The 15,941-nt window shown below is 45.7% G+C and carries 16 protein-coding genes and 3 pseudogenes; 3 read left to right on the top strand and 16 right to left on the bottom strand.

The window, feature by feature from the left end; all coding sequences use genetic code 11:
- Positions 1-10: 10 nt before the first annotated feature.
- The 12 genes and pseudogenes from cpcD (QH73_RS16880) to QH73_RS16935 all read right to left on the bottom strand — a co-directional run.
- Positions 11-247, bottom strand: a pseudogene (gene cpcD / locus QH73_RS16880) (rod-capping linker protein CpcD); the annotation flags it as partial.
- 152 nt (positions 248-399) lie between these two features.
- Positions 400-625 (bottom strand): annotated as a pseudogene (gene cpcD / locus QH73_RS16885) (rod-capping linker protein CpcD); the annotation flags it as partial.
- Between the two features lie 103 nt (positions 626-728).
- Complete coding sequence (locus QH73_RS16890) at positions 729-1,607, bottom strand: phycobilisome linker polypeptide (protein ID WP_015155412.1); 879 nt, start codon at positions 1,605-1,607, stop codon at positions 729-731.
- A gap of 150 nt (positions 1,608-1,757) precedes the next feature.
- Positions 1,758-2,246, bottom strand: coding sequence for a C-phycocyanin subunit alpha (gene cpcA, locus QH73_RS16895; protein ID WP_039717026.1), 489 nt, complete (start codon positions 2,244-2,246; stop codon positions 1,758-1,760).
- A 91-nt stretch (positions 2,247-2,337) separates the two neighbouring features.
- Complete coding sequence (gene cpcB, locus QH73_RS16900; protein WP_015155410.1) at positions 2,338-2,856, bottom strand: C-phycocyanin subunit beta; 519 nt, start codon at positions 2,854-2,856, stop codon at positions 2,338-2,340.
- Positions 2,857-3,568: 712 nt separating this feature from the next.
- Positions 3,569-4,216 carry a HEAT repeat domain-containing protein gene (locus QH73_RS16905; RefSeq protein ID WP_039717025.1) on the bottom strand — a complete coding sequence of 216 codons (648 nt, stop codon included), beginning with the start codon at positions 4,214-4,216 and terminating at the stop codon, positions 3,569-3,571.
- A gap of 168 nt (positions 4,217-4,384) precedes the next feature.
- A pseudogene (locus tag QH73_RS16910) lies at positions 4,385-5,149 on the bottom strand (HEAT repeat domain-containing protein).
- Entirely contained in the window at positions 5,091-5,303 is a 213-nt protein-coding gene (locus QH73_RS16915) for a hypothetical protein (RefSeq protein WP_165587722.1), read from the bottom strand. Before QH73_RS16915 ends, QH73_RS16910 begins: the two are co-directional and overlap by 59 nt.
- Before the next feature lie 14 nt (positions 5,304-5,317).
- Positions 5,318-6,160 (bottom strand): phycobilisome linker polypeptide, encoded by an 843-nt coding sequence (locus QH73_RS16920; RefSeq protein ID WP_039717024.1) that lies wholly within the window; start codon positions 6,158-6,160, stop codon positions 5,318-5,320.
- Positions 6,161-6,297: 137 nt separating this feature from the next.
- Complete coding sequence (locus QH73_RS16925; RefSeq protein ID WP_039717023.1) at positions 6,298-6,786, bottom strand: bilin-binding protein; 489 nt, start codon at positions 6,784-6,786, stop codon at positions 6,298-6,300.
- A 101-nt stretch (positions 6,787-6,887) separates the two neighbouring features.
- A complete protein-coding gene (locus QH73_RS16930; protein WP_039717022.1) occupies positions 6,888-7,406 on the bottom strand; it encodes a phycocyanin/phycoerythrocyanin subunit beta in 519 nt (172 codons plus the stop codon).
- A gap of 523 nt (positions 7,407-7,929) precedes the next feature.
- Entirely contained in the window at positions 7,930-8,865 is a 936-nt protein-coding gene (locus QH73_RS16935; protein ID WP_039717021.1) for an RluA family pseudouridine synthase, read from the bottom strand.
- A gap of 209 nt (positions 8,866-9,074) precedes the next feature.
- Here QH73_RS16935 and QH73_RS16940 point away from each other — a divergent pair, with 209 nt between their 5' ends.
- The 3 genes from QH73_RS16940 (at position 9,075) to QH73_RS16950 (ending at position 11,986) form a co-directional block, all read left to right on the top strand.
- Positions 9,075-10,652 carry a calcium-binding protein gene (locus tag QH73_RS16940; RefSeq protein ID WP_052290214.1) on the top strand — a complete coding sequence of 526 codons (1,578 nt, stop codon included), beginning with the start codon at positions 9,075-9,077 and terminating at the stop codon, positions 10,650-10,652.
- Positions 10,653-11,135: 483 nt separating this feature from the next.
- Positions 11,136-11,510, top strand: a complete 375-nt coding sequence (locus QH73_RS16945) for a hypothetical protein (RefSeq protein ID WP_039717020.1) — start codon at positions 11,136-11,138, stop codon at positions 11,508-11,510.
- A gap of 98 nt (positions 11,511-11,608) precedes the next feature.
- The gene (locus QH73_RS16950) at positions 11,609-11,986 is read left to right on the top strand and encodes a hypothetical protein (protein WP_039717019.1); all 378 of its coding nucleotides are present in this window, start codon (positions 11,609-11,611) and stop codon (positions 11,984-11,986) included.
- 106 nt (positions 11,987-12,092) lie between these two features.
- On the opposite strand, the gene QH73_RS16955 is transcribed toward QH73_RS16950, so the two are convergent.
- From QH73_RS16955 to QH73_RS16970, 4 genes are all read right to left on the bottom strand, one after another.
- Entirely contained in the window at positions 12,093-12,827 is a 735-nt protein-coding gene (locus QH73_RS16955; protein ID WP_039717018.1) for a DUF1995 family protein, read from the bottom strand.
- Positions 12,828-12,925: 98 nt separating this feature from the next.
- On the bottom strand, positions 12,926-14,101 hold the full coding sequence (locus QH73_RS16960; RefSeq protein ID WP_039717017.1) for a cysteine desulfurase family protein: 1,176 nt from the start codon (positions 14,099-14,101) through the stop codon (positions 12,926-12,928).
- Between the two features lie 191 nt (positions 14,102-14,292).
- Positions 14,293-14,889, bottom strand: a complete 597-nt coding sequence (locus QH73_RS16965) for a glyoxalase-like domain protein (protein WP_039717016.1) — start codon at positions 14,887-14,889, stop codon at positions 14,293-14,295.
- A 213-nt stretch (positions 14,890-15,102) separates the two neighbouring features.
- Positions 15,103-15,735, bottom strand: a complete 633-nt coding sequence (locus QH73_RS16970) for a hypothetical protein (protein WP_052290213.1) — start codon at positions 15,733-15,735, stop codon at positions 15,103-15,105.
- Between the last annotated feature and the right edge of the window lie 206 nt (positions 15,736-15,941).

The raw sequence follows: 15,941 nt of genomic DNA on the forward strand, positions 1-15,941 counted from the left end.
CCTATGCCTACTTCACAGTCGTTAGTGGTTCGATCTTAACGATTTTGCCACCCAAGCGAGTTATCCGCTGCATTTCTTCATTCATCCGGCTGTAAGGAACTGTGACGAATACGCTACCGCTGCGGCGGATCTCGTAATTATTTTTGTCGGTTTCGCCGTTCTGCCGCAAGCCAACGACTTCATAACGAAACATCCGGCTAGAGGCGGAGGAAACTCCGTTTGCACCAACAGTTGTTTGACCGAACATTGCTTCTATAATCTCCTGTAACCGCGATTCTATTCAGTTAAGTTACTTCTTGCTTTTGGCATCGGCTCCTGTAGCTTTGCCTTTACCTTCAGCTTTGACATTTTGATGAGCTGCGGTCGCATCGCTTTTTGCTTTACCGTCACCATCAAAAGTTACGGGTGCAATGCTCACAATTCTGCCACCCATGCGGTGAATCCGTTGCATTTCTTCATTCATGCGGTTGTAGGGAACCGTAACCACAAAACTGCCACTACTGCGAATGGGATAGCTCAATTGGTCAGATTCATAAGTCTGACGCATCCCCTCAACTTCATAGCGAAATATGCGATTTTCGGCGTTACTGAGCCTACCACTGCCAAGTGAGGTTTGACCAAACATAGTTCAGATTAAGACGCGCTAATTAAATGTGTCATTTGTCATCTGTCATTTGTCATTTGTCATTGGTTGGAACGAATGACGAATGACGAATGACCAGTGACTGCTAAGCTGGATTCACGCTGACGATTCTGCCACCCTTTTTGGTGATTTCCTGTAGCTTCTGCGATAACCGCTCGTAGGGAACCATGATCGCAGTGCTGCTCCGGCGCACTTTGGGATAACCTGGTTGCAACAGCCCCGTGACTTCGATTCGGTAGACTCGTCCGCTTTCTTCTTGTGTCCCGCCGATCGCTTTTTTGGGAGCTGAATCTTTAGGAATCGCCGCACCAAAATTCCAGCGCGTACCGCTAGACGGTTGAACGATGGTCGAAGATTGGTTGCGACCGATTTCTCCCATGAGGCGGGGGGATTTGCCTCCAATCGAACCGCGATCGCTTGTAGCGTAACCGCGATAGAGGCGGAACATCCGGCTAAAGCCTACTGTTCTCGATCCTGGTTCGACGGAAAATCCGCGATAGTAAGGTACGACATTGTTACCAAAGTTGTTGTCGTATTCAACGCTATCTAAGTAAGAGTCGATCTCGGCATCGTAGCCCACATCTTCGCACAGCTCTGTATGATAGGCTAATTCAGCCTCATCGTAAGGAGGGCGACCCAACAAATGCTTAAAATTGAGTTCGACAAAGCGTTGGTTGGAATTGGGATAGAAAAACTTGTTTTTGTATAAATCTGATTTGGCAACAGCGCGGACAAAATCTTTGACAGTAAAGTTTCCTTGCCGTAGTAAAGATTCAGCTGAAGTCAGGCGTTCTGCCTTCATCACGTAATCGTTACCTAAAACTTGACGATACACGGCTCGGATGACCGATTGCAATTCGTCCTCTGTCCAATCTGGTCGTAGTTCGACTCTGGATGAGGCATCAAATGCAGAAATCCCCAGCCGTCCTGCTGCTGCTAAAATATCTGCTGGTAAAACGCTCATACACCGCTCTCCCGAAGCAACTAATCTTAAAGTGGGTTTGCTGACTATTGGTTTTCTGACAAATGCGAAAAACAATGCCCAGAGCTAGGTGCAAGTGCTAGTTCTCTCGATCCAGCACTTGCACCCCTCTCTGGGCAAGCTTGACGCTCTCTAGCTTAGAGCGTTGATAGCGTAGTCGAGGTAGGTGTTAGCTTCGTTAGCAGCTTGTCCAGACAGACCGTGGTTGGATTTGATGTGCTTGAGAGCTTCAACGTACCAGCTAGGAGACAAATCGAAGGAACGGTTGATTTCGTCTAAGCCAGCGATTAGGTACTCATCCATTGGACCTGTACCACCAGCTACTAAGCAGTAGGTAACCATCCGCAGGTAGTGACCGATATCGCGAGCGCACTTGGATTTACCGCGAGAGTCAGCCGCGTACTGAGGTCCTTGCATTTGGGTGGTGTAAGGAAACTTGCTGTATACAGCTTGAGCAGCACCGTCAACGAGTTGTTGAGCTTTGCTGGTCAGAGCGCGAGCAGCTTCCATGCTAGCAGCAGCGCGATCGAAACGACCGTTGATTGCTTGTAGCTCGGTGTTGCTTAAGAAACGACCTTGGGTATCGGCAGCGCCAATTGCTTCAGTAATCGGTGTTTTCATTGTTTGACAATCTCTATTATTGCAGTTGGTTAATTTAGGTCAGGTACGAGCAGTCAGCTTTTAGCGAGTTGGCTAATTGCTAACAACTTATCTAAGCAACAGCAGCAGCAGCGCGATCGAAGTAGCTTGCAACTTCAGACATCAACTGGCTGCAATCGCCTTGGGTGATACCGTTGGGATCGTTAGCAATCTTGACAGCAGCTTCCTTCATCTTTTGAACGCCTACAGCTACGGAAGAACCAGGAGTTCCCAAAGCTTGGTAGGTTTCGCGCAATCCGTTCAAGCAGCGATCGTCGAGTACGCTTGCATCACCTGCCATTACAGCGTAGGTTACGTAGCGCAGGATGATTTCCATGTCGCGCAAGCAAGCAGCCATACGACGGTTGGTGTAAGCATTACCACCAGGAGCGATCAACTGGGGTTGCTCTTCAAATAAAGCGCGAGCAGCGTTGGTAACGATGGTGGAAGCGTTGCTGGTGATGCGGTTTACGGTATCCAGGCGCTTGTTACCATCTCTTACTAGACCGGAAAGAGCGTCAAATTGCTCGGTGCTCAGGAACTCGCCTCTGGAGTCGGCTTGAGCAACAACCTTTGCAAATGCGTCTAACATGAACTAATTTCTCCTACTTGCGAAAGTTGAGCGCAGTTTTTTGATTAAAATTGGCGGTGTTTTATCAAGTTTGGAACGATCGCAACAAACGCGAGCCGCATCCTCGGTTAAGCTGGTTCTTTATTTCCCCTACCAACGATTGTTATGTCGTCGTCAGAATTATGAGAAAAACTTCTACTTTTATGAGAAAATATCCAACTTGTTTTTTTCCTGAGTTTTGCTGAACTTCTGTCTGTTATTGATCCCTCCAGGTTATGTTTATACAACGCCATAAGTGCATTATTTATTACGAATTGTTAAGGTTAGCGTGATTCCGTCAATAAAAGCTCCAAATCCTTTACATATAAGAGATTTCGCAGTTAATTTTTGTGATTTTCTTTAAAAAACTTAGTAGTATTTATACTTATTGTTCGGTATAAATATGGTTTTATATTTTTTTAATATTTGCTTGGTGTAAGTAAAAAGAGCAAATACAGAGTTTTTAAATCTTTATGGTTATGAAATAAATGTAAATAAATATGAAGAGTTTGCTGATAAATATTACCGATAATTACGAAAATATAGTTGTTGGTTATTGGTTAACAGTTGACGGTAAGAGAGTGGTGCGTGGGGCGAATTCGGAATGAATTATGACTTGTGACATGTGATTTGTGACTTGGTAGTAGCTTCTCAGCTCTTCTGTCCCATCCGAATCCCCAACCCCAACTTTTAATTACCCTGCAAGTGCCATGCGGATGCGGGTCTGAACTACGCGGTCTGATTCTTGAGTTAAGGCTTGTTGCAGGACAGCGATCGCCTCCTGCGTGCCTATTTCTGCTAAAGATAAGGCAGCAGCATAGCGCAACCCCCAATCTTCCGGTGACAGCAACGCCCAACTCAGCTTATTTACAGCACGGTGAATTATCTGAGCATCGATCGCCGTACTACCAATTTTGCCCAAACCTGTAGCAGCAATGCGCCGAACGTTTCCCTGGCAGTGATTGACAGATACGCCGACAACTTCCTCTAGCACGGCGATCGCTTGACAATCGCCAATTTGAGCTAAAGCTTGAATGATGTGTGCTTGTACCCCTTGGTCTGTAGCAGTGTAATAGGTGGAAATTAGGGCTTCTAACGACAGAGAAGCCAACTGAACGAGTTGAGAGGTAGCAACTGCCCTTACACCTGGATGATGATGGCTTAATGCCTCGATGAGAGGGGGAATCGCATCGGGGGTATGGTAAGAAGCGATCGCGACAATTGAGGCGATCGCCTCTGCTGGAGTCACGCTGGCGCGGAACTGTTCGATAAGATTTTCTAATGCGCGATCGATCTGCCCCACGGAGGAGCTAGGGTGTTGGCTGAAATTAAATTGTGACATTTTAACCTTTGATTTCTGACTTCTATACGGGCGGGTTTCGCAAATAGATTGACAACCTTAACCAGAAATTTCGGTCAAAACCCGCCCCTACAATTTCTGACTTCTGTACGGGCGGGTTTCGCAGCTAGATTGACAACCTTAACCAGAAATTTCGGTCAAAACCCGCCCCTACAATTGAATTAACAAATCGTCGATCGCATGGAAAAGCAACCCAGAATCAGACGTGGTTGTATCTCCCGCATCACCATTCAATCCAGCTTCCAGTATCTGCTTTAAATTCAACAGCTTCAAATTATTAGGAACCCTAGCTGTAATAATTGCCTGGATAACCTCTTGACTTTGACCGATCGCGTCCAAATCGAAAATGGCTGCCCAGCGTAAATAAACATTGTCGTGGCTGAGATTTTTGATAATGCGTTCTATGTACTGCGATTCGCGGGTCAATAAATACATATACCGCGCTGCCGCACACTGCACCCGCTCTGAGGAATGTTGTAGGCAAGGCTCGATCTGCGGACGAGCCGACCGAACTTGTAGGGTTCCCAAAGCTTCAATCAAAGCCTCATCTGGCTGCTGTTGGGAATGTAACAAACCAAGCAAAGGGTTAATTGCACGTTTATCGCCAATAGCAGCTAAAGCCTGAATGACTGCTTCGCGCAGTTGTGGATCTTCCTGACAGTTTAATGCTTCAATTAGAGCTGGCACGGCTTGGGAATTTTTCAATTGTCCCAGCGCCCTAGCCGCCTGACGACGCAAGGGATATCCCCCTGCTTCTAACCGATAGCGATCGTCGGTAAGAGCTTCGCACAGCGCCGCACAAGCCGACTGTACTTAATCCTTTCCCAACCACCAAGCGGCATAGTAGCGAATTTGATTATCTTCTCCTGCCAAAGCTGCGATCGCGGCTTCTGGGGTCAAAATTGGTTCTTGCATAAATGTTGGGAGTGAGGAGTGAGGAGTGAGGAGTGAGGAGTGAGGGGTAAGAGAATTTTAAATTTTGGATGCGCGGATGCGTGGATTGTAATTCTCCCTTGTCTCCCTTGTCTTCCTTGCCCCATTGTCCTTTCCCTAGCTCCTCGCTCCTCACTCCTAGCCCCTTACTTAGACAGGCGTAATTCTGACGATCTTGCCACCAGTTTTATGAATTTCCTGGTAAGTAGCTGACAGCCTGTCAAACGGTACGTTGTATACTTGTACGCTACGGCGCACGGGTACTCTACTGCCAACTGTACCTGCTATGGCTTCGATGACAAACATGCGATTGTCACCTTGAGCGGGAGAAACTCCCAACGTTCCAGCGGATCTGGAGCCAAAAGACAAGCCAGAGGGCGATGAAGGTGGTGTAATCCAGTTAGTTTGATTGCGAGATATTTGGGTTCTCAAGCGAGCATTACGCCGCCCATATTGCGAGTTGTCGCTACTAGCTGCACCGCGATACAAGGCAAACATGCGAGGAAAGCCTACAGTTTTTTGACCGAGTTGAGATTGAAACCCGCGATGGAAAGGTACAACCCAATCCCCAAAAGCTGCATCGTACTCTGGACTATCGATGTAAGAATCAATTTCCGCATCCAAGCCTTTTGAGGCATATAGATCGACATGATAGGCAATTTCTGACTGGTCGTAGGGTGCGCGTCCTAATAAGTGCTTGTAGTTTAATTCGATAAAACGCCCCTGGGAATTATTGTGGAAAAAGCATTCTCTGTAAAACTCAGATTTTGCTAAAGTTCGCACGAATTGCCGCACCGTAGTTTTGCCATTGCGTAACAGCGATTCAGCGCTAGCAAATCTTTGACTAGCATAGACTCCTTGTCGCCCGAATACTTGCTCGTAAGCAGCCCGAAAGACTCTTTGTAAATCGTCTTCAGTCCAATTTTGCCGCAGCTCGACTTTTCCATCTGCGATCGCATCATTTACGAACTGAGCTATGACTGTTCCACTCATTTTTTTCTAACTCCTGTGCTAATTGCTAATCGTTCATTGTTAATTGACCTGTACTAAAAGTAATGGCTAATCGCTAACAGCTGATGACAACAAGTTCTTCAACAATTAGCAATTAGCCATTAACTATTGACAAATGACTAGCTCAAAGCATTGATCGCATAGTTGAGATACGTATTAGCTTCACCAGCAGCATCACCAGACAAACCATGATTGTCGCGGACGAATTCTAGTGCAGCAATATACCAACTAGGAGACAAACCGAGGGCGCTGTTGAATTCTTTCAGTCCAGCGACAACATATTCATCTAGGGGACCAGTACCACCGACAACGCAGCAATAGCTAATGGTGCGAAGATAACGATCGATATCGCGCACGCACTTCGATTTACCTTCGGGAGTGGAAGCGTATTGAGGTCCCTGCATTTGAGTTGTGTAGGGAAACTTTTGGTAAACGTGGTTAGCAGTGGCTTCCGCCCATTTTTTGCCATTATTCGCAAAAGCTTTTGCTGCTTCTACCCCAGCTTGAGCGCGATTAAAGCGACCGAAAATTGCTTGCATCTCGGTATTACTAACATAGGAACCACGAGCATCAGCAGCAGCGATCGCTTCAGTTAAAGGTGTCTTCATTTGTGAATTCTCTCCTGATTTAGTAAGTAGTTATCAGTTATCAGTTATCAGTTAACTGTTAACCAACCACCAATAACAAATGACCAATGACAAATGACCAATTAAGCAACTGCACCAGCAGCGCGATCGAAGTAGCCAGCTACTTCAGACATTAATTGGCTACAATCGCCGCGAGTAATGCCTTTGGGGTCGTTGGCAATTGAAATTGCCGCATCTTTCATTTTTTTAATTCCTGAAGCGACTGCATCACCAGGAGTACCTAAAGCTTGGTAGGTTTCCCGCAGTCCGTTCAAACAGCGATCGTCCATGACGCTGGCATCTCCAGCCAAAATGGAGTAGGTAACGTAGCGCAAAATAAAGCCTAAATCGCGGATGCAAGCAGCTTGGTTGCGATTGTGGAAACAAGCACCACCAGGGTTAAATACTTCTGGTCTTTCGGCTACTAATGCGCGATACGCATTTGCCACAATTGTAGAAGCGTTGCTCGTCAGACGATTCACGACATCCAAACGCTTGTTGCTATCAAATACCATCGCCTGAAGTCCGTTCAGTTCATCACTACTCAGGTAAGAACCCTTGCGATCGGCTTGTTCGACTACGCGAGAAAAAGCGTCAAGCATTTCTTCAAATCTCCTAAATTTTATTGCTTCTATTTCTATCGGTGTTATCGCGCAGGAAAGCACAAATAAAACTTTGTCTCAGGCACAATATTTCTCTATGCCAACGATAGTTACTTCGACAAATATCGCTATTTAGCTATACAGTATTTTGAGCAAATATCGCCAGAAGCAAAAGTTTTATTTGCTATAAATTCCTCATGGGTTTTTTCTACAATGCGCTCGATCGCCAATTAGTTAAATAATATTAAACTGTGTAAAAATGCACGAAAAGCTAATAAATTGATTTGCTCAAATAGCTTTCAGTTATCCAAAATGAAAATCAAGTTACAAAACTTAATTGTTTCTGTCAAAACTTTATGTAATTCGACTAGGCAATTTTACAGAGTAATGTCTTGTCTGATTTGACCCTGAGAGCATTAATACTTATCGACATCCAATCCAAAATCATTACGTTTTGTAAGCAAAAGTTAAGAAATCGTAGAAATATTTTTTAGATTTCGTAGGGTGCGTTGAATAACGCACCTTACCAATTGCTAGCCGTTCTCCGCCGCAAAACTTCCAAGAGCGTGTTAAATTCTGCTGAAGGTGTTGCTGTCACCTCGATCGCCTCTCCAGTTACCGGGTGTTGTAGCGTGAGTCGCCAAGCGTGTAAGGCTTGCCCAGAAAGATTTACACCAACAGAACGCCCAGAACCATAAATCGGATCGCCCACAATGGGATGACCGATATGGGCGCTATGGACGCGAATTTGATGGGTGCGCCCCGTTTCCAATTGAAAATGCACCAAAGTATAGTTTCCTAACCGTTCTTTGACTTGCCAGTGGGTGATCGCCGCCCTTCCTCCCTTTTCTACAGGGACGATCGCCATTTTCTTACGGTCTGTAGGATGGCGACCGATGGGCAAATCTATAGTTCCATTGAGCGATCGCGGCGCACCGTAAATTATACCCAAGTACTCGCGGCGGGCGGTTTTTGCCTTGAGTTGTGCTTGTAGATGTTGTTGGGCAAAGTCAGTTTTGGCGATCGCGATCGCTCCTGTTGTATCTTTGTCCAAGCGATGGACGATGCCAGGGCGTTGCACTCCGCCTATGCCTGGTAGGTTGGGACAGTGGGCGAGTAAAGCATTAACTAAAGTACCATTAGCATGACCTGGGGCGGGATGGACGACTAACCCCGCAGGTTTGTTAATTATGAGTAGCGAATCATCCTCGTACAGGATATCGAGGGGAATTGCTTCGGGTTTGAGTTCTAAAGGCTGAACGGCAGGAATTTCGATCCGAATGCGATCGCCTGTTTTCACATCTATTTTTTTTGCCGTGCAAACTCGATCGTTAATCTGGACGCAGCCTTGTTCGATCAACTGTTGCAGACGCGATCGCGACAATTGTGTGAGTTGTTGGGCAAGGTAACGGTCTAGGCGATCGTCACTGGCTGTTACCTGTAGATGAATTTCTGTCACGACTACTCTAAATCGATTCCTCTGCACTTAGCATTGTTAATTTTATCTAAGTCGCCCTTCATTCATCTTTGAGCCAAGCAAGAGTGCAGGCTCGATTGTTAGAAAAGATACGGTGTATCAATTACTTTTTATCACAAAGGTTCATCTTTCTCCGAAATACAGCACTATAACAGACTTAATTTTGCATCGATGAATACAAAAATAGCTATATGGCGATATTTAGAGGCACGATAAATAACGACACGTTAACTGGAACTGTAGGCGACGACCAAATCTATGGTTTAGCTGGGGATGACACTTTGCAAGGCAGTTCGGGCAACGATCGCCTCTACGGTGAAGACGGAAACGATTACCTCTATGGCGACAAAGGTAGCGATCGCATATTTGGTGGGAACGGTGACGACCATCTTCAGGGGGGTGACGGTGACGACTACATTGAAGGGGGTGAGGGTAGCGACTATACAGAGGGTGGTAACGGCAACGACTATTTAGTTGGAGGGAATGAGAGTGAAGCTTTATGGGGAGACTCTGGAAACGACAAAGTTTTCGGTCAGAGTGGCAATGACTACATTCATGGAGGTGATGGTGAAGACTATTTAGAAGGGGGTGAGGGTAACGACGAAGTTTCAGGCGATAGCGGAAACGACAGGCTTTATGGCAATATCGGCAATGATTTTCTAAATGGTGGGGGCGATCGCGACATTTTAGAAGGTGGCGATGGAAACGACTACCTAGTAGGCGGCGGAGGCAAAGACACGCTATATGCTGGCGCTGGTGATGACTTTCTCGCTGGGGGTTACGATTCTGTCGTTGGTTTTGGCGGAAATGACTATATTGGTGGCAAAAACGATATCGATTTGTTATTTGGCGGTGCGGGAAAAGACACTTTTGGGATCAATTACAGTACCGACGATGGCAATCCAACCACAGACGGCAGGCGAGATTACAGTTTAATCAAAGATTTCAATCCCCAAGAAGATACGATCCGGCTGAACGGTGCTAAAAGTAACTATATTCTGAAACCATCTCCTCAAGGTTTACCTCAAGGCACGGCAATTTATTTTGACAAACCAGGCAGTCAACCGGACGAACTGCTGGCAATTGTAGAAAACAAATCGGGATTGAAACTGAGCGATCGCTACTTTACTACCACTGCTGAGGACAATTTCTACGGCACTGTGCAAGACGATTATTTTGACGCTGGAGTAGGAAATGATTCCGTCAGGGCATTTGACGGTAACGATACCTTATTAGGTGGCGATAACGACGATTTTATTGTTGGCGACAAAGGCAACGATACTATCTCAGGTGGTAATGGTAATGATTCACTTTTAGGAACAACTCCATTTAGTCCGATGGATTCAGATTTCGTCAGTGGCGATCGTCCCAATCCGCAAGTTCTGGGCAAAGGACAGATAGACACTCTTACAGGTGGTGCAGGTAAAGATAACTTTTGGCTGGGCGAGTCATTAAGCGGTAAGTATTATTCTTCCTATCGCTACTACGACGATGACAACGCTTCAACTGTTGGCAACAATGACTATGCGTTAATTACGGACTTTAACCTTCAAGAGGACAGGATTACACTGATCGGACAACCGACTGACTATCTACTAAAAGCAACCTCTGATAGTTTACCCGTAGGTACGGGAATATACATCAACAAACCTGGAAATGAACCAGACGAACTCATTGGCATCGTTAAAGATATATCACCAACGAAGCTCAATTTGGGCAATTCCTACTTTTTCTACACCAACCCCGAACCCATTGTTATTCCAAGTTAAGACTCGAGTAGGTTAGTTGTCAGCTGTCAGCGGACAAAAGTTGTAGGGGCGGGTTTAGCAACAAATTCACGATCGGCGATCGCCAATCTCGCTCCAAAACTCGCCCCTACACAAATCGGTCAGTTCTCAGCAAATAAAAAATGAAAATACCTGAATTTTGCTAGAAAAATATTTTTTAATTATAACATAAAATTAAATAAAATTTCATTTCACGTGCGCTCGATCGTCGCCATCAAAACCTATTTTAGAGATGTGTTTAAGGCTAAAATTGTATAGCAAAGCGCGAGAAAATCATGGTACATAGAAAGCTGGCAAGATTTATCTAAAAGGTTTTTCCTGCCTTCTAACCCAACTCGAAAATGCTAAAATAAAGAAGAAAGCAACTGGCAGATTAGCTCCAAAATTGACTCCAATAAATCGTAGCTAATAGCTTAATTTCTATCGCTTTTTCGTGAAAAAATTTGAGTTGGTCGAAGATTGATAATGGTAACGCAACTGAATCACTACCCAGCCGCGATCGCCCAAGCAGCCCAGAGAGTCAACGAACTGGACTCGCAAATTATGGCAGTTCAACAGCTAATTAGCCGTGAAGAAGGAAACGCCGATCGGCTATCGGCATTCGATGTAGACTTAAAAAATGACACTCAACGTAAGGCACGTCGCTTTGAAGTTCTGTTAACTCATCAAGAATATCAAACGGCAGTCAATACACTCATGCGGCTGACGGCTGATAAAGCTAATGCGATCGCTCACTTAGAATATTTACGCAATCAATTTAGTGTTGCCAAATTAGAAGCAAGACTAGAAATTGCCAAACAACTCACTGATTTTGAGTCGCGAGAATTAGTAGGTTTGTAAGAACAGTTATCAGTTATCAGTTATCATCACAAACAATCCATGTTGCGCCTAGTCACTGATAACTGGTCGCTGATTTCATTCTTTATCCCAACCCTTCCATGACGCAAGTTACTTTAGAAGAAGTTGCTAAATTGCAGACTGAATTGACAAATTATCCCAATGCTCTTGCTGCTTTGCAAGAAATAGAAGAGTGTGAGGGAGATTTAGAAGATGCAGCTATGGTACTAGCAATTCGAGCCGGACAGCAACCAGATATAGCAAATGCAGAGTGGCTATCTAGTTTGGCAAAGAAATGCCGTGCCTTTATTTGTCGCCAAGAATTGCGATCTGCGTTAGCAAATGAATCCTTTGCGCCAGTAGTCGAACAACTAACAGCAGCTAAAATCTGCCCTACCCTACTGGTAATGCCCGTCTTGTTATACGTCGTCAAACAAGGTGTAGATGAATTCTGCCAACCTCTCGATCCGGTAGCTTAAAAAAGTCAAAAGTTAAAAGTTAAAAGTCAAAAAGGAAAAATGTAGTTTTAGTAAGGCTTTTGGCTGCTTGTATGCGAATTAACTATGGAACGACTGACTTAATTTCTTAGCGACTTAGAGTCCGTAAAAACCTTTGCATACTGGCGAAAATACCTGGTTTTCTCGCTCCAGACGTATTAGTAGTGTCAGTGGGATTCGATTGACTTGTATCTCCGTAGAGAATAGCATCAATTTCATCGCCCATTGGTTTTGTCGGTTGTTCGGCAATTAACTGAAACTCTTCTTCTACTTCCTGCCAAATTTGCCATTCACCAGGGTAGGAACGGAACACGGAGATGTTTTCAATTGGGCGCAGATAGTAACAAGATTCAATATTATTGAGAAAGCGAGTGCGTAATTGTCTTCCAGCGTAACCAATCCCGACGATCGCCACATCTTCCAAACGAGGATTGAGCATCAGTGTAGGACATGTCGCTAACTCACACAACTTTTCTACCCGTTCGACTTCTACCGCAGAAGGCGAAACAAATAACAAAGCCCCATCCTCTGGTTCGATCTTTTCTTCCAGAGGCGATCGCGTGCCGATATCGACAATTTTAAATGGTACTTCTCCCCAATCCCGCCGTGCTAGCGCCGCCGCACCCGCATCGGGAAAAAACACCTTAAGTTGGGAGCCGAACTGGGTAAATTCTGCTAAAAATTGCTCGGCAACAGACATCGGTTTGAGTTCTGGGATCGCTAACTCCACTTGCAGGCGAGAATATCCATCCGCGATTGCCGCTGAAGTGGCTACTGCTGCTTGGGCGATCGCCTGTTCTAGTGTTTTGGGAAATTCTGTCATATGAGAGGGGCGAGGAGTGAGGAGTGAGGGGCGAGGAGTGAGGAGTGAGGGGGAGAAGAGAGAGTTGCAGAACAACTACCAACTACCAACTACCACTGTTAACTGTTAACTGTTAACTGCAATTTTACAGGTATGAGACGCTCTAAAATTTGCTTAAGTACTGTTGCCGTCCAGTCAATATCGGCTGCTGTGGTTTCTCTACCTAGAGTTAAGCGAATTCCACTCAAAGCCGCAGCTCTGTCATATCCCATCGCTAGTAATATTGGACTAGGGGAAAGCTTCCCACTATGACAAGCAGAACCTGCACTGATACCAATTCCCGCTAAATTCATTTGCCGCACCATAGTTTTGCCGCTGACTTTTTCGCCATCTGCGCCTTTCATGTAGAAACTAGCGTGGTGCGGTAGACGTGACTGGCGATCGCCTGTAGGAACTAGTTGAGGCACGTCAGCCAATTGAGCAAACAAGCGATCGCGCAATAACACCAAGCGCGATGTTTCCGTGGGCATTTCTTGAACGGCGAGTTCTGCGGCAGTGCCAAAACCAGCAATAATTGGTACTGCTTGCGTTCCCGATCGCAGTTTCGATTCTTGCCCGCCACCACCCAGTAACGGCACTAACTTCACTCCAGGACGAATATAAAGCGCTCCCACTCCTTGAGGACCGTAGATTTTATGACTGGAAAGGGATAATAAATCTACGGGTAACTGTTGCAGATCTATAGGTAAGCGTCCGGCAACTTGGACGGCATCGGTGTGAAACAATGCGCCGTGAGAACGGGTTATCTTGCCCAAAGCCTCAATTGGTTGTATCGTTCCAACTTCACTTTGACCGTAAATGATTGAAACTAAAACTGTATTTGGTTGAAGTGCTGCTTGCAAGCGATCGGGATTTACGCACCCGTTGGCATCTACTGGTAAACGAGTCACCTGCCAACCCCACCGTTCTAGTAACCGCGCTGGCTCTGCGATCGCCGAGTGTTCGACGCTAGAAATAATCATGTGCTGGGGACTACTATAGCGTTGAGCAACCCCCATAATTGCCAAGTTATCTGCTTCCGTACCACCGGAAGTGAAGATAATTGACTCGGCGTTACGGGCGTTGACTAAGCCAGCCACCTGCATTCTAGCTTGTTCCAATACTGTTGCAGCGCGTCCGCCCCACTCATGCAAGCTAGATGGGTTACCCCATTGTTGAGTCAACACTGCTTGCATAGTCGCGATCGCCTCTAAACGAGTCGGCGTTGTCGCGCTGTAGTCGAGATAAATCTGCATGGATGTCAAGAGAATATGTGGTGCGCGATGAATGGGTTGTGGGGTGTGGGAAGTGTGGGAAGTGTGGGGTGTAAGAATTTTGAATTTTGAATTTTGAATGCGTGAATTGTTTTGCTCCCTCAGCTCCCTCAGCTCCCTCAGCTCTCTTCTCTCCCTTGTCCCCTCACCCCCTCACCCCTCACTCCTCGCTCCTAATTAGACACTTCTGCCATCTCAATGATCTGTCCGTCAAGATCTTTGACCAAAAAGTTCAATGGTTTCTGGCTGAGAATTTTGTGTTTTAAATTCATCATTTCCACCCGCATCAAGACTTGTTCCAAACACTCGCGATCGAAACAGACATGGCGCTGCTGGTTTTTCTTCCCTAAGCTAGCTCCGGTAATGATGTGGAGTTGGGTGTTTTTCTTGAGTTGATACCACAATCCATCGGGACCGTTAAATCCTTTGGTGCTGCTGAAACTGGGGCTAGGAGAGATGTAGTAAGGATCGATCGTTCCAGCTGCGCCCAAGGTTTGCTCGTAGTTGTAGTAATAATGCAAAGGAACTTCGGCAGCGGGGAGATTGAGCATTCCTTCGTAAAGCTGACGGGCAATCTCTAAGTCAGATACCATAACGGTATAGACTTTCGGGGCGCTGGTGAGAAACATCCACATAGCAACCGCATAGGCTGCTAGTAGCATCACCATGATCCCCTGTGTAGAGAAGAGGCTATCCAGGGGTAGGGAGGGCAAAAAAGCACCTAAAGTAGGCGGAAGCAGAAACGATGTCGAACTCACTGCTGTAACCATGAATGGGTGATGGGGAATAAATAACTTGAGTTTTCCTGTGCTAGCACAAAATTAACCCAATGATACTAGTCTATCAAGAGGAGAATTATTCGTTTGTAAATTGTAATTGAGTCGGTGAGTTGACGGTTGACGGTTGAGCAGATTTTTAGTTCAGAAATACGTTTTCAGTCGGTTGAGTTAGTTGACGGTTGACGGTTGACAGTTGAGCGGATTCTAGTTCAGAAATACGTCTCCAGTCGGTTGAATTTGCAGAGATTGCTTATCTATCCCGAGGTCGGTGGTTGCATCTAGCATTAATTCTAGTACTCCTGGAGTGGGCGATCGCCCAGTTGCGTTCAGCAATCCGCCATCTTCGCGCTTGAATGTCACAGTTATGGGTGCAACTAAGTTTTTGAGCGTGACATCTGATTTTCCTGGGAGCGATCGCGGTGCTGTATTCCCAATTGCTTGATAAGTGATTTTTGCTCCCGTCTGATTGATCAGCTTAATACTAACTTTGCCTTGATTCAATAGCACTGTCGTGCTGGGAGGCTGCTGCTGTTCGGGTAGGGGTGGTTGAATGGGAGAAGGCGAAATTTGTGGGGTAGGGGAAACTTGCGTATTAGGAGGCTGCTGCTGTTCGGGTAGGGGTGATTGAACGGGAGCAGGCGAAACTTGTGGAAGTTGTGGAGTTTGTGAAATATAGCTATTGCGTGGTGCTACTGTAGCGATATGAGAAAGAGAGGGAAGTACTGACTTTTGCTCTGCTTGGGATATAGCAACGGCGGGTAAACCGATCGCCAAACTGCCACATATACCAACTAATGTTGCGATCGAGCCGCGCAGCCTAATACTATAGTTCTTCATTTGTTCTCCAGTTATATATATATTTACGTGAATCTAGATTTGACTGTTTTTCCAGCCCAGGCTGCATCTGAACTGATGAGTTATATAAATAAACCAAGTTTCTCTAGCAATAGCTAGTTAAAACTCTGCTTTTAGAGCAGCATTTGGGTAGTTCGACATTGAATTATAGCAACAAATAATACATACCACCTGCTATTTCTCAAGAG

The organism is Scytonema millei VB511283 (assembly GCF_000817735.3).
Taxonomy (GTDB): domain Bacteria; phylum Cyanobacteriota; class Cyanobacteriia; order Cyanobacteriales; family Chroococcidiopsidaceae; genus Chroococcidiopsis; species Chroococcidiopsis millei_B.